The sequence below is a fragment of the Chloroflexota bacterium genome (assembly GCA_018648225.1).
Classification (GTDB): domain Bacteria; phylum Chloroflexota; class Anaerolineae; order Anaerolineales; family UBA11858; genus NIOZ-UU35.
The window spans coordinates 1-15,078 of record JABGRQ010000069.1 but is presented as its reverse complement, the minus strand read 5'-3'; the positions used below and the strand labels follow the sequence as shown (position 1 = coordinate 15,078).

Annotated in this window: 11 protein-coding genes; all 11 read right to left on the bottom strand. The window is 51.9% G+C overall.

Annotation, left to right across the window (positions count from 1 at the left end; translation table 11 throughout):
• Positions 1–127: 127 nt before the first annotated feature.
• Complete coding sequence (gene folP, locus HN413_05145; protein MBT3389778.1) at positions 128–1,078, bottom strand: dihydropteroate synthase; 951 nt, start codon at positions 1,076–1,078, stop codon at positions 128–130.
• Between the two features lie 3 nt (positions 1,079–1,081).
• Positions 1,082–1,501, bottom strand: a complete 420-nt coding sequence (locus tag HN413_05140; protein ID MBT3389777.1) for an STAS/SEC14 domain-containing protein — start codon at positions 1,499–1,501, stop codon at positions 1,082–1,084.
• Between the two features lie 281 nt (positions 1,502–1,782).
• Positions 1,783–3,204, bottom strand: coding sequence for a dihydropyrimidinase (gene hydA / locus HN413_05135; GenBank protein ID MBT3389776.1), 1,422 nt, complete (start codon positions 3,202–3,204; stop codon positions 1,783–1,785).
• A gap of 106 nt (positions 3,205–3,310) precedes the next feature.
• Positions 3,311–3,856 carry a hypothetical protein gene (locus tag HN413_05130; GenBank protein MBT3389775.1) on the bottom strand — a complete coding sequence of 182 codons (546 nt, stop codon included), beginning with the start codon at positions 3,854–3,856 and terminating at the stop codon, positions 3,311–3,313.
• 43 nt (positions 3,857–3,899) lie between these two features.
• Entirely contained in the window at positions 3,900–7,184 is a 3,285-nt protein-coding gene (locus HN413_05125) for a DEAD/DEAH box helicase family protein (GenBank protein MBT3389774.1), read from the bottom strand.
• Positions 7,185–7,237: 53 nt separating this feature from the next.
• The gene (locus HN413_05120; GenBank protein MBT3389773.1) at positions 7,238–8,701 is read right to left on the bottom strand and encodes a pyridoxal-phosphate dependent enzyme; all 1,464 of its coding nucleotides are present in this window, start codon (positions 8,699–8,701) and stop codon (positions 7,238–7,240) included.
• A gap of 86 nt (positions 8,702–8,787) precedes the next feature.
• A complete protein-coding gene (locus HN413_05115; GenBank protein MBT3389772.1) occupies positions 8,788–9,738 on the bottom strand; it encodes a glycosyltransferase family 2 protein in 951 nt (316 codons plus the stop codon).
• Positions 9,739–9,750: 12 nt separating this feature from the next.
• The gene (locus HN413_05110) at positions 9,751–10,857 is read right to left on the bottom strand and encodes an AI-2E family transporter (protein ID MBT3389771.1); all 1,107 of its coding nucleotides are present in this window, start codon (positions 10,855–10,857) and stop codon (positions 9,751–9,753) included.
• Between the two features lie 140 nt (positions 10,858–10,997).
• Complete coding sequence (thrC, locus tag HN413_05105) at positions 10,998–12,224, bottom strand: threonine synthase (protein ID MBT3389770.1); 1,227 nt, start codon at positions 12,222–12,224, stop codon at positions 10,998–11,000.
• A complete protein-coding gene (locus tag HN413_05100; GenBank protein ID MBT3389769.1) occupies positions 12,221–13,738 on the bottom strand; it encodes an ABC transporter ATP-binding protein in 1,518 nt (505 codons plus the stop codon). Before HN413_05100 ends, thrC begins: the two co-directional genes overlap by 4 nt.
• Before the next feature lie 351 nt (positions 13,739–14,089).
• Positions 14,090–15,067, bottom strand: a complete 978-nt coding sequence (locus tag HN413_05095) for a BMP family protein (protein ID MBT3389768.1) — start codon at positions 15,065–15,067, stop codon at positions 14,090–14,092.
• Positions 15,068–15,078 lie beyond the last annotated feature (11 nt).

The window sequence follows — 15,078 nt, the reverse complement described above, 5'->3', positions numbered from 1 at the left end:
TACAGGTAAAAAATTAAAATTTACTAAATTGACTCTACTTCACAAAGCTATTAAGCGAGATGCCCGCCGGAACCTTCCTTCTGGCGCTGTTTACAGTAAAGTCTAAATTGGAAAACGAAGAATGAGTTCAGCGCGGTGGGCGAATGATGGCATCAGTCATGTGAGCAACGCGTGCCATTTCGAGGACATCATGCACACGGATAATATCTGCCCCGCGGGTGATGCCTACCGAAATAGTGGCGGCAGTCCCCTCCACACGCTGATCGGGTGGGAGGTCGAGGGTGTATCCGATAAATGACTTGCGCGAAGGCCCGAGCAGAATCGGATACCCCAGAGCGCGGATTTCCCCCAGCCGGTTCAACAATTCAAGATTTTGTTCGATTGTCTTGCCAAAACCAATCCCCGGATCAAGGATAATTTTCTCATCCCGGATTCCAGCGGCTCTGGCAATCGCCACACTTTCGAGTAATTCGCGTTTCACATCTTCCAGCAGATCAGCATATTCCACACCCACATAGCGCCCCCCCAAACGATCGCGGATTTCGGCAGTTTTGGGGTTGCTGCGGTTGTGCATGAGGATCACCGGGACGTTGAAACGCTTGACCACGGCAGCCAACTCCGGGTCGGCGCGCAGCCCCCACACATCGTTGACAATATGCGCTCCGGCTTCCAACGCCGCTTCGGCCACGGTCGCCTTGTAGGTATCAATCGAAATCAGCGTGTCGGGAAATTCAGCCGTCAGGGCGTGGATCACCGGGATGACGCGCGCCAACTCTTCGGCGGCATCCACTGGCTCTGCACCAGGGCGCGTACTTTCGCCGCCCACATCCAAAATATCAGCACCGGCAGCAATGAAATGGCGGGCTTGCTCAAGAGCGGAGGTGATGCCCTCACCCACCCCCGCCTCGCTCCCCCTCCCTCTCCCAAACTTGGGAGAGGGAGGGGGCTGGGGGGAGGGCGAGGGAGACATCAAACCATCCCCGGAGAAACTATCGGGCGTAACGTTAAGGATGCCCATCACATATGTGCGGGCACCCCAACTGAAAGTATGCTGGTCGAGAACTAACGCAGTGAGCATCGATTAAATCATTGATTCCATCGGACGGGCAAGCCAGGCTTCTGCTTCACCCAAATCGGTAAAAATGGCCATGCGCGCGCCGCCACCTGGGGTGAGGTCAGCAATTTTTTGCACGGCCACACGCACCATATCATCGGCAACGACAACCGCCAGACGAATATTGCGCGTGGACGGATCGCTGTTAAGTTCAACGGCATATTTGAGTGCTCGTTCAGAGATACGTTCAACCCGACGCAGATCGTAAAGATTGCGCGTCAGGCGGTCGGAGCCCAGCAGATGTTCGGCCGAAAAATCGCGCCAGTGTTCCAGGGTATGCTCGTTGATATGGGTAAAGGTCAAATTCATGCCACCGTCTTCACGGCGGGCAACCGTATAGCCCGCATCGGGATCGGGCGTAAAATGGAGCTGTTTCTGGTCAGTCATGCGTCAAACTCCTTGTGATTATCAAAAGGATGGTAGAAATGATTTTACTCGAAAATTGTTAAAACTTCGTGAAATTCGACAAATTTTGTAATGGGCAACATCACTTTGAACAGTTTTCCCGCAAAGCCGTGAAGGCGCAAAAATTTTTTGAAGAGAAAATTTAGCGCCGTTGCGTGATGTAATTCTAAATTCAACATCTTATTGCCCGCTACAAAGTTCAACCAATTCGTTCTCATTCGTGATCGATTTTAAACACTTATCGACATTTTAGGGCATTGGCGTTACAAAACTTCGGCGTGGGACTTGCGATGCAGATATTGTCCCTGACCGGCCTGCCCCAACCACTCGTCACCATCAACGATAAGATTGCCGCGCAAGAAGACTTTTTCCGGGTAGCCGGTGAGCTGCCAACCTTCGTAGAGATTGTAATCGGTACGATGATGAGACATACCAACGCCGTAGTTAACCACGCGTGTCGGATCCCAGATTACAATATCAGCATCGGCTCCGGGGACGAGCGCGCCTTTGCGGGGGTACAGGCCAAAAATCTTGGCCGGGTTGGTGCTCGTCATGGCGACAAATTGATTGGGCGTAATGCGCCCTTTGACAACACCTTCGGTCCATAACAGGGGCATACGATCTTGCACACCAGGAAGGCCATTGGGAATTTTCGTAAAATCACGCGCCCCTAACTCTTTGCCGGGAATAGCGATTTTCTGGCCTTCGTACATAATCGATTTAGTGCCATCGTAATAGAATGGGCAATGATCGGTGCCCATAACCTGCATGGTACTATCCGAGACAGCCTCCCACAGGCGGTTGTTGTCGGCGGGCGAGCGCATGGGGGGGGAGCAGATCCACTTGGCACCATCCGAGCGGCGCAAATCATCTTGGGTGAAAAATAAATATTGCGGGCAGGTTTCGCCCATCACCGGAACGCCCTGAGCGCGGGCGTATTGAATTTGGTCTACGCCCCCGGCGGTATTCATGTGAACAATGTAGAGTGGCGCATCGGCTTGAGCTGCCAGGGCGCAGGCGCGCAACACCGATTCCACGGCTCCCCAGGCCGGGCGAGTGTAGGCGTGCCACTCAGGGCTGGTATGCCCTGCCGCCAGTGCCTCCGCAACCAATACGTCAATCACATCGCCATTCTCAGCGTGGAGCATGGTCAACATGCCGTGTTCTTTGGCGATGCGCATCACCTGGAAAATTTCGTCATCCTGCAAGCGCAAGCGGCCATTGTAGGCTGTGAAAACCTTGAGAGTGGTAATGCCTTCATCGAGTAAGACCGGAATTTCGGCGGCCACTTTCTCGTCAAAATGGGTAATATTCATGTGGAAGCCATAATCAATCGCCGCGATTTCGGCTTTGCGTCGCCAAAGCTCAACGGAATGCGCAAGACCTTGCGGCTCCTGAACGATAAAATCCATCACCGTGGTGGTGCCGCCAAAAGCCGCCGCCTTGTGACCCGTGTAATGGTCATCGGATGAAATCGTATCGAACATTTCCAACGCCAGATGGACATGAGGATCGATGCCGCCGGGTAGTATCAACTTTCCCGCGGCGTCAATGATTTCGGCATCCGCGGCGTTGAGTTGGCTGCCAATCGCCAGGATTTTTTCATTCTCGATGAGAATATCTGCTTTAAAGGTATCCGAGGCGGTGATGATGGTTCCGTTTTTTAGAATAGTAGTTTTGGACATGGTGTTCCTTTCAAATTAAAAGAAACAGAGGGAACAAAGGGACTGAGGTAATATTTTTTGCGCTCGATGAGCCTACGATAACCTTTGGCCTTTTGCTCCCTTTGGTTCATTTGGTTCCTTTGCCCCCTCGAATCCCCAACAACATCGCCAACACTTCCGGCGGGATATCGACTTCAGGAACTTCATACCCGTGGTCACTCTCAACGCGTTCGCGCAAGGCGTGCCAAAGCAGTTTGCGCTCATCGGAGTGAACGCTGAGGTCTTCCAACGTTGCGGCTTTGGCAAGGTATTCGCCAGTGGTGTAGAGGAAGGTCAGGCGCTTCCAGGTTTTGGCGCGGATGGGGTATGGCAGCGGCACCATTGGGCCAAGTTGAATCTTGAAGTACGCCTCCCCAGCCCGGGGATGGTCTGGCTCGTCCTGCAATATTTCGGCGCGGGTCGTCAATTCATGTCCCAGCACGGGGGCCAGATACTCAATCTGCCATTTATGTTCCCCAAAAGAAGCCGGTTGGTAAAAAGCGAGATAATCCACGGCAACTACTTTGGGCGCGGTGGCAAACGGAATGCGATACCAACCCAGCACGCGGGCAATTTCGAGGTCGCGCGGCGAGGGGGTGTAAACAACAAGGACTAAATCAGTGGATTTTATCATTGGATGACTAACGCAATGACATCAGACATCGGGACGTCGGACGTCAACTGAAAAGAACTTCCACATCATCGGCGGTCAGGCCTTTGAAGAAACTGCTCTCGGTAGTGATGAGTTGTTCAACGAGCTTTTTCTTCTTTTCCTGTAATTGTAATATCTTCTCTTCTACCGTGTCACGCGTGATTAATTTATAAACAAACACCGGCTTATCCTGGCCAATGCGATGCGTGCGGTCACTGGCCTGCATTTCAACGGCGGGGTTCCACCACGGATCAATATGAATGACGTAATCGGCAGCCGTCAGGTTGAGACCAACGCCGCCCGCCTTAAGCGAGATGAGGAAAAAGGGAATTTCAGGATCATTCTGGAAGGTATCGACGCATTCCTGGCGTTTGCGCGTGCGCCCATCCAGATATGTATAGGGGGTTTTGCGGGCATCCAGTTCCTCGCGCACAAGTTTGAGCATTTGCACGAATTGCGAAAAAATCAACGCTTTATGCCCTTCAGCGCGCAGCGTTTCCAGCGTTTCCACCAGCAATTCAAATTTCGCTGAGGCGCCGCGAAAATCTTCCTTGGTGAGGCGCGGGTGATTGGAAATTTGCCGCAAGCGCAACAGGCCTTCCAGCACTTTCATGCGGGCATCGTTCATGCCCTGCTCTTCGATGATACCCAGCAGCATGGCTCGATAATAGTCGCGCGTTTTGGCATATAGTTTTTTCTGGGCGGGTTCCATATCACAATATAGAATTCGCTCCGTGCGCGGCGGCAGTTCGGGTGCAACCTGGGCTTTGGTGCGCCGCAATATGAAGGGATAAACCAGCGCCCTCAACATTTGGGCTGCCGTTTCATCACCCCGGTTTTCGATGGGGTTACTGAATTCGCGCTTGAAATACTCGAGGCTGCCCAACAAACCAGGATTGAGAAAGGCAAATTGCGACCATAATTCAAAGGTATTATTTTCCACCGGGGTTCCGGTCAACACCAAGCGATGGTCACTGCGCAACAAACGCGCCGCCTTCGATGTTTTCGCCAGCGGATTTTTAATCGCCTGCGATTCATCCAAGACAACATAATGGAATTTATATTCACGCAGAGTCTCGATATCGCGCATCATCGTGCCATAGGTGGTCAACACCAGATCGTACTGATCGAAAACAGCGGCCCCGGCTTCGCGCTCCGCACCGTAATATTCGTGGAAACGCAACGAGGGCGCAAAACGCGCCGCCTCGCGCTGCCAATTGACCAACAGAGAGCGCGGCAACACGATCAGGTCGGCAGACTGAGCATGGCCGCTGATCCGCAGCGACAGCAAGAAGGCCAACGCCTCGATTGTTTTTCCCAAACCCATATCATCGGCCAGGCAACCGCCAAACTGATATTCATGCAAAAAATGCATCCAGTCGTAACCAGCTTTCTGGTAGGGGCGCAGTTCGCCGGTAAAGCCCGCGGGCAATGCCTGGGCTTCAATGCCCTCAAATTCCAACAAGCGTTTGCGGCGGGTACGAAATTCTTCATCGATCTGGTTTTGATCCACTTTGTCGAGCAGATCGTCAATCAGGGCGATGTGATGATTCGAGAGGCGCATCCCGTCATCGGTTTGCTCCCCGAGGCCAAAGAGATGTTTATAACGCTCGATCCATTCGTCTGGGATTTCGCCGATTGTGCCATCAGCCAGCTTGACGTATTTTTCTTTTTTGCGCAGGGCGCGGCGGACTTCCTTGAGGGTGGTTTCTACGTCCCCGAAGGTGATGACTGCCTCGATGTCGAACCAGTCGATCCCCGAACTGATGTTAAGTGAAAGCGTGGGCGCATTACGATTGACACGCGCCGTTTTGAGCTTTTCTTCACCGTAAATCTCAAAACCGGCGTCGGCTAACCGTGGGATGTGACGCATGAGAAAATCAATCGGGTCAACACGCGCCCGCAGCAAAAAGACATGATCATCGTAATCGCCGCGGCCATATTTGAGACCGTTATGCGCCGAGGAAATCGAACTGTAAATTTCTTCTTCCTGAATGGGCTGCTGATGGACGCGCACCAACTCCCACGTTCCCGGCGTACGGCGAATGGTTTGCTCCGGAAGTTGCGATTGATAGGGCACTTCATACTCTTCGTAGCCAAAGAATAACTGCACCTGGAATTCCCCACCATCATCGGTGAGATACAGGCGCTTTGCCGGTTCTCCACCGGCATCTACCCACGAAATCAGGTCGCTCTCGATACGGAAGCGTTCCGCCAATGCAGGAAAGTAATTCTCAAGGAACTCATCTTCGTAATGGACAGTGATTTTGACTTCGGGAGAGCGCAGCCATGTATGCAACAAATCGATCGAATAGGGCGCTTCGATTTCAATCAGTTTATCATCTACCAACGCCCAGATCGGTTCTTTCACGCTGACAATATCCACATTGACATCACGAATTGAAATATCCGTTTCCCCATGCTTTAAGGCAGCCTGCATCGATATATATTCGGCGTCTTTTTCCAGGCGCAGATGCATTTCTGTGCTTTCAGGAATGAGTTGCACTGCCCGCCGCATGGGGTTGCTGGAACTCCCAAAAAAGATCGGCAGTGGTATATGTCGCAATAAGGATAAATCTTCGGCGATGGGGAAATCGTATGATTCGTAGTAATAGTAAGAACTCGCCCGGCGCGTTTGCTTTTGAATCAGGCGAATAAAAGCATCCGCGTCTGCGGAATAATTCAGCGCACCCTGGGGATTAAAGTTCTTGCTAATCTCTTTAATGGCGTTGAGCATCCACTGATTGTGTTTGACCAGTTCGGGGAGGTCTTTTTCAGGCGGTAACTCCCCGATGGGAAGCACCCCTTCGGGAATGCGATCCAACCACAGGCGGTAGGGAACGAGCGTCCACCCCGTGGTTTCAGGCTGCAAACTGAGAAAAATCCAGTATGGGCTGGAAGCCTTTTTCGCCGCGGGTTTGCGCTCAATCAACATACGATCAAAGCGCGAACGCCACGCGCTGGGAGCCAGTTTCGCAAGATGTGCATGAACTGCCAGGCCAGCAGCCACCATATGCTTGCAGAACCAGCCGCTTTCAGCATGTGGACAGGTGCAGTCCAGATCTAACTCATCACTCTGCACCCACAATTCCACCCTGTAAAGCCGTGTGCCCCGAACGCTGCACTGGGCTTCCTGAAGGTCTGCCGATTGAACATAAACTCGGTTGGCGCGAAAATATGCATGACCGCGCTGATAAACGTTTGGCCCCGCCATATCACGCAGTTCATTTTCGGTTAAAAAATCAAGCAGGGTGAAATTCACGGTTGGCCTTATGATAATAAGCGACAAGGTGACTGTCACTTCGTGCATGACAGTCACCTATAAGCCCCAAGGGGATTTTCAGTCTACCAAATACCCCAGTATTATAAACCGACTTTCTCGTTAAAAGCGACGATCAATTCATCCATTTCTTCAATCTGAGTCTGGAAGCTGGTCCAGTAATCGGGCTGATACCACTGCGCCTGAATTTCTTCATAGGTGCGGGCCTGCTGCTCAACCCAGGTAAAATATTTGAGCTGATGGATGCGACGGCGGTCGGTATAGCGCAGTTCTTCCAGATTGTCTGTACTCTCACCTTGCAACCAACGAGCAAAGTCAGCGGCAGCATCGGTTTCTTTGTATTCGCCATACTCTTCGTGCATTTCTGTTAGGCGACTCTGATATAGTTCCATTGAGTCGGTCAAAACTGTGAGCATGATGTCGTTCTCACCCATCTCATAATACTTGGCAGCTTTGATCGCTGAAAGTACATTGGAGATGCCGGAGAAGCCCAACAGATCAAGCTGCCCAACAATGGCTTCGGGAACCCCTTGCTGCGCCAGGTAGGCCTTACCCGCAGGCTCATTGAACAAGCGCGAGATATTGACCACAGCGTTGTCGTCAATCGCAACGATCATATCAGTATTTTTGGAATTGTGAATCCAGGGCACGTGTTTGTCGCCGATGCCTTCAATGCGGTGCGCGCCGTAGCCGTTCTCTAACAGCGTGGGGCATTGCAGGGCTTCACTGGCAATAATTTTGCTGTCGGGGAAAATCTGTTTCATGTAGTCGCCGCTGGCAATTGTCCCGGCAGAGCCGGTTGCCGAGGCCATGCCGCGGTAATTATCGTTCGGGCCCATAACCTGCTTGAGCACTTCTTCCATGGCGTGGCCGGTAACTTCGTAGTGCCACAGATAATTACCAAATTCTTCAAACTGATTGAAAATCATCAGGTCTTCGCCGGTGGCGCGCAATTCCCAGCATTTGTCGAAGATTTCTTTTACGTTTGATTCGCTGCCCGGGGTTTTGATGGTCTCACCGGCGATCGAAGCCAGCCACTCGAAGCGTTCCTTGCTCATTTCGGCGGGGAGGATAGCAATCGATTCGCAGGCCAGGAGGGCCGAATCATACGCCCCACCGCGGCAATAGTTGCCTGTGGAGGGCCAAACAGCCTTCTGGGTGGTGGGGTCAAACTGACCTGTAACCAGGCGTGGGACGAGGCACCCGAAGGCGGCGCCAACCTTGTGAGCGCCAGTCGGGAACCACTTGCCTACCAATACAACGATGCGGGCATCCACACCCGTCAGGCTGGAGGGCAGTTCCAGATAATTTACACCACCGAATCCGCCGCCGCTGGCCTTAGCTTCATTATGCCAGGAAATGCGAAACAGGTTACGGGGATGCAGATCCCACAAACCAATCGAAGCCAATTCTTCTTTGAATTTGTCGGGGATCAGCGCGGGGTTTTTCATCTGCGCAAAAGTCGGAATAATGATATTGCGCTCTTTGGCACGCTTTACGGCGCGTTCCAGGCGATCTTCATAAACGGTCAGGTCAATGGTGTACATGGGTCTCCTGATATATGGGGTGAATTAGGGTATACGTTTGTGGAATCAAATTGTCAGACAACTAGATTATAACGCAAAATGTATATTTAGGAAACTTGTCTGACAATTGAATTATCACTATGCGGGGCTTCGGTGACAATATACAACGGGCGGCCTTTGGCTTCATCATATAAACGGCCAATATACTCCCCCAAAACGCCCAATGAAATCAATTGCACCCCGCCCAGGAACAACACCGCAATCAGTGCGGATGCCTGTCCAAAGAAAGCTTGCGAACCAGCCAGACGCAGCGCAATCACTACCGGAATCGCCAAAATGCTGATCCCAGCAGATGCAAAGCCCAGATACATGGCTACCTGTAATGGGAAATAGGAAAATCCAGTAATCGCATCACTGGCAAATTTGATCATTTTTCGAAGCGGATATTTGGTTTCGCCAGATAACCGGGCTGCGCGTTCGTACTCAACGCCAATCTGTTTAAACCCCACCCAAACCGACATGCCGCGCAAGAAACGATGCCGCTCGCGCATTGAATTCAACACATTCACGACAGAACGGTCCATCAGGCGAAAATCACCTGCATCCATAGGAATATTCACATCGGTGATGCGCTGGATAATGCGATAGAATGCCGCCGCGGTGAATAACTTAAACCAGGATTCCCCTTCGCGTTTGGAACGCACCGCATAAACCACCTGATAACCTTCACGCCATTTGGCAATTAAATCTAGCATCACTTCAGGCGGGTCTTGCAAATCTGCATCAATAATAATCACCGCTTCCCCGCGACTATAATCCAGCCCCGCGGTGACAGCAATCTGGTGCCCAAAATTGCGCGCGAAGATCACGGGCACCACACGCGGGTCTTTTTCAGCTAGTTGCTGAATCTGCTCAGTAGAGCCATCTGTGGAGCCATCATCAACCAACAATAACTCCCAGGCTTCGCCGGTTTGCTCCATCACCACGCGTACCCGGCGAGTTAGCTCAAGGATATTTTCAACTTCATTATAGATTGGCGCAATAACAGAATATTTCATAACCAACTTCGTTTATGAACTCAACTCGGAGATAGGAAACTCTTCATCAACCGGGAAAGGAGGTAATCCCAGCACACGACAGCGCAGGTATTTGGCAAAAATCCACAAAGAGAGCAATACTGGAACGACTAAAAACGCAGCCAGCGCGCCGTGCAACACCAAAGCTCCCAAAATCGACACCAATACAATCCCCGGATGAATGTGAACGGTACGCCCCACAATCACAGGGCGCAGCCAGAAATTTTTCACCGCAGTTAGAATCAGATACAAAGCTAATACCAGGATAGCAAACCAGAAGTTTGACATAGAAAAGTAGGCTGAACCTTCGAGCAAGGCCACCCCAACCGAGAGAACGCCCGATACAATCGCGCCAACTTCATGTACAAAACTCGTCAGGCCGGTAAAAAATCCCAGCATGACTGCTCCAGGCAAACCCACAATTAGCCAGACAACCGAATCCATCACCCCAACGGCCAACATAAAAGTTAGCTGGCTGCGCATATAATCGGCCCAGACAAAACGGAGTTGGCCTAATAATTTTCGAATATCCTCCTGCAAATTATCGGGGGCAATATTGACAATGCCTTCCCCAAAACGGTGACCATCGTGCAAGAAATAGAACCAGCTAATCATCATCACCATGACCCAGATGAAATTCTTTGTGACCGCCCCAACAACGACAAAGACACTCTCGGCAATGGGAGAGAGCATATCAGCAGAAAACTGGGGCACATCAGGTAAAAATTCTTGCGGATAGAAAACCCACTCCATAAACTGAACCGGGGTTGAGCGTAATTCTGCATAGTGGATTGCCAGGCTCTCGAAATTAACCGTAAATAAACGCACCTGTCCCACTATCACCGGCGTAATCATCGCCGGTGCCGAAGCAATGACAAGTATGGTCAGGATATAGACAATCACAACTGCCGCCCCGTGTGAAAGGCGTGTACGTGTGGAAAGAAAACGCACAATCGGGTAAGTGATATACGCCATGATTGCCGCGATTATCAACGGATTGATGACCGCGCGAAAATACCATAGCACCCCGATCACTAAAAGTATCAGACTAGCCAATGCGCCATAACGCGCTTCTTTACTCCATCTTTCCTGCTGCATCATGTTTCCTTTTCCTGATCAAATCCCCAAGAGCAAGAAAGCTCGCGCGGATTTCCAGATCACCATTCTACCAGAATCCGCGCAAGCCTCTATACAATTTTTTTGTGCCCAGTTTGAGGATTTACCCCACAATTAGCCATTGCCTAAATCAATGCTTTAACGGCATCTAATGTTGGCTTAATAACCGGCGCCTCGCCTGCGGCCATCATCGCGGCGTTGACATCTTTCAGGCCGCTGCCGGTATTGACGACGACTACGGGATCGTCTGAGTTAATCAGGCCATCCTGTACGGCTTTTACCAGCCCTGCGTAGGAAGTTGCGCCAGCCGGTTCAGCGAAGATACCCACCGGGCCAAGTTCACCGATCGCGGCAATGATGGCTTCATCTTCAACCAGAATATAGGCCCCATTAGTGTGCGTGGCAGCCCGCAAAGCGCGCAAACCATCGCTGGGCATATTGACGGAGATACTGTCGGCGCGCGTAGTGGCGCTGACGGCAATGATTTCCTCATTGCCCGCGTTGAAGGCGTTAGCGATGGCTGCCGAGCCGGTGGATTGCACGCCAAAGATGCGCGGCATCCCCTCGATGAGGCCTAGTTCTAGCAGGTCTTTGAACCCTTTGTGAATCCCGGAAATGATGTTGCCATCACCCACAGAGACAAAAACAGATAACTGCTCATTGACAACTGGCACCTGCTCCCAGATTTCAAAAGCGGCGGTTTTCTTGCCTTCAGCAGTGAAGGGATTATAGCCCGTGTTGCGGTTGTACCAGCCAAATTCAGCGGTGGCTTCCAGTGATAATTTAAAAGCCGCGTCGTAATTATCGTCTACCAAAATCACTTTGGCGCCAAAAATTTGAAGTTGCGCAATCTTCGCCGCGGGGGCCGTTTTCGGCGCAAAGATCACTGATTGATGCCCTACAGCGGCGGCCATGCCTGCTAGAGCGGCTCCCGCGTTGCCTGTAGAAGCGGTCACGACGACTTCAGCGCCGATTTCGCGGGCGCGGCCAATCAGCACAGCGCTGGCGCGGTCTTTGAAAGATGCTGTGGGGTTGCTGCTCTCGTCTTTGATGTAGAGATGTTTCAGATCAAGTTTTTTCGCCAACGCGGGTGGTGAAAACATCGGGGTCCAGCCAGCCGCCCGGAGCGGAGTACCGTATCCCCCAGGGTCGGGCACCGGCAAGAGGGGCAGGTAACGCCACAGGGATGCCTCGGCCTTGACGACCAGAGCATCCACCGGTTTTTTCTTTAGGGCTTCATAATCCAGAATAACATCCAGATTACCCCCATCTTTCGGGCAGGTATACGTAACTTCTGTGGGACCGTATTCGGCCCCACAGACTGAACATTTATAACCAGTAAAATGGGTCATGCAGTTTGTACTCCTTCTTCTTCTGTAACGCCCGCCATCAGCAGACCAAGCTGTGCGGGGGTGGCGGTTTCGGCGGGCACAATGCCCATAATTTGCCCTTCAAAGATAACCGCGATGCGGTCGGAGAGGGTCAGGATTTCATCGAGGTCTTCAGAGATGAGCAGAACGGCGGTGCCGCTGCGACGCTGGGCGAGAAGTTGTTCGCGCACGTATTCGGTAGCACCGATATCGAGGCCGCGCGTGGGCTGTGCGGCGACAATGGCACGCGGTTGGCGCGAGATTTCACGCGCCAGGACAACTTTTTGGATATTGCCACCCGAAAGGCTTTTTGCCATCGTTTCTTGCGAGGGGGTTTTTACGCGGAATTGCTCAATCAGCCGCTCACTATGGTGAGAAATCTGGCGCAGGTTGAGAAAACCAAAACGCGAGAAGGGCTGTTTATGATGCTCGCGCAGGATCATATTTTCAGCAATGGTAAAGTCCTGAATCATGCCGTCACGCATCCGCTCTTCAGGGATATAGGAAAGCATCCGGTCGGTGCGATCACCGGGAGGAAGCGACGAAATATCTTCACCTTCCAGATAAACCTCGCCCTGTGTGGTTTTGCGCAGCCCGGTGATGACTTCGGCAAGTTCACGCTGCCCATTGCCGGAGACGCCCGCAATGCCCAGAATTTCGCCAGAGCGCACTTCAAGATCAACATCGCTCAGACCTGGAGTGCCGCGGTCGCTTTTACAAGATACGTTCTTCAATTCCAGGCGGATTTCACCTAATTCAGCATGGCCGCGGTCGGGGGCAAAGCCAATTTCACGACCAACCATCCAGCTAGCCAAATCTTCTTTAGTGGTTTCGGAGATTTGGCGAGTGCCGACCATACGGCCATCACGCAGCACGGTGACACGCTGGCAAATCTCAATGACTTCATGCAATTTATGCGAGATGAAGATCAGCCCGTGGCCGTCTTTGGTCATCTGACGCATGATGACGAAGAATTCATCCACTTCCTGAGGGGTCAGCACGGCGGTGGGTTCATCAAGGATGAGCAGAGCCGCGCCGCGATAAAGCGCTTTGATAATTTCAACCTTCTGCTGCTGCCCCACCGAAAGCTGCCAAATGTAGGCCTGGGGGTCCACTTGCAGGCCATAAATATCGGCTAACTCCAGAATACGCTTGGTGACGTTATCAAGGTCGGTGAGTGGGCCACGTGAGGATGGCATTCCCAGCGCTACATTTTCAGCGACAGTGAGAGTTTCAACTAACATAAAATGCTGGTGAATCATACCAATGCCGAGGTTGATGGCATCGGTAGGCGAAGCAATATCTACGCGCTTCCCGTTGAGCCATATTTCGCCCTCATCCGGGTGATACATACCATAAAGCACTTTCATCAGCGTGCTTTTTCCCGCGCCGTTTTCTCCCAATAAGGCGTGGACTTCACCAGTACGAACATCGAAATCGACATTATCGCTGGCAAGTACGCCCGGAAAGCGCTTGGTTATGCCGCGCATTTCCATATGGTCAATGCGAGTGTGTCCAGAAGGGAGTTTGTTCGTTTCAGTCATGGTACCATCCTGCGCTCAGAACTATATTGACATCATGGAGATTTCCGAAGACGTTGCACGCTTGAAGTTCTTTTGCACATCTTCGGAAATCTGTTCTTAGAATTTATGATGAATCCAGGAATACAAGAAATCTCTTTCATGTGCTCCTGGTTTCTTCATAACAGGACTTACGCATTTTCGTAAAAGACACCCCTGTTTTCGGTATATTTTTCATCGTTTTGCGTAAGTTCTAATAACATATTTCGATGAGAAGACCTGGCAAGTCTCCATGATGAAAACTTGCCAGGTCTTGAGACTGTAAAACTACTCGCCTAGATCAATGACGATGCTGCCATCAATGATGCCTTGGACAGTGCCATCTGCCAAAGCTTTGACATCATCAGCCAATACGAAATCGGCGTTGTATTCCAGAACTTCGCCGCCGCCAGCAAGGTCAATCACGAAAGCCTGTCCACCATAGGTGCCTTCAGCAATCATGGAGACCATTTCTTTGAGGACAACTTCCCAGTGGTATACCTGATTGGCAACCACAATCCCGGGAGCCAGAGCAGTCTGCGAGGCCTGGGTGCCGAACCACAGCACGCCGGATTCTTCAGCCACACCGATTGCGCCCACAACCATCTGGGCGGTGCCGGTGAGTACATCTGCACCCGCTGCGATGTGGGTGTTGGCTGCTTCAGCCGCCAGCGCCACATCGGAGAACGAGCCGATATAGTTCACGTTGACCTGCACATCCGGATTGGTAGCCTGAGCGCCAGCCACGAAGCCATCCACATATAGCTTGGCATCGCCAGTTTCGATAGGCCCAACTACGCCGATCACGCCGCTCTCAGAAAGGCTGGCTGCCAACACACCGTTGACATAGCCACCCTGCTGGGAAGCTGCTTCATAAGCGAAAATATTGGGCAGATCAAAGGTGTCCACCGTGGTGCCCCAGGCAAAGCTGGTTTCGGGGAAGTCGGGGGCGATTTCCTGCAAGGAGGACCCGTACTGCGAACCGTGGGCAATCACCAGATTGTAACCTTCGGAAGCATAGTCACGGATCGCTGCCGCGGCGTCATCCACCACGAACATGCCTTCCGAGTAGACGATTTCCATTGCCGCTTCGCCGCCGAGCCATTCCTGAACCGCGAGCAGGGCGTCATACATGCTCTGGCTGAAAGCCAGATCGGTGATGGCGCTGGGCATTACAATGGCAACTTTGAAAGTGCCATCAAAGGTCGGGGCAGCCATGCCCTCTTCCATAGCCGGTTCTTCAGCAGCAGGAGCTTCTTCCATCATGCCTTCGTGTC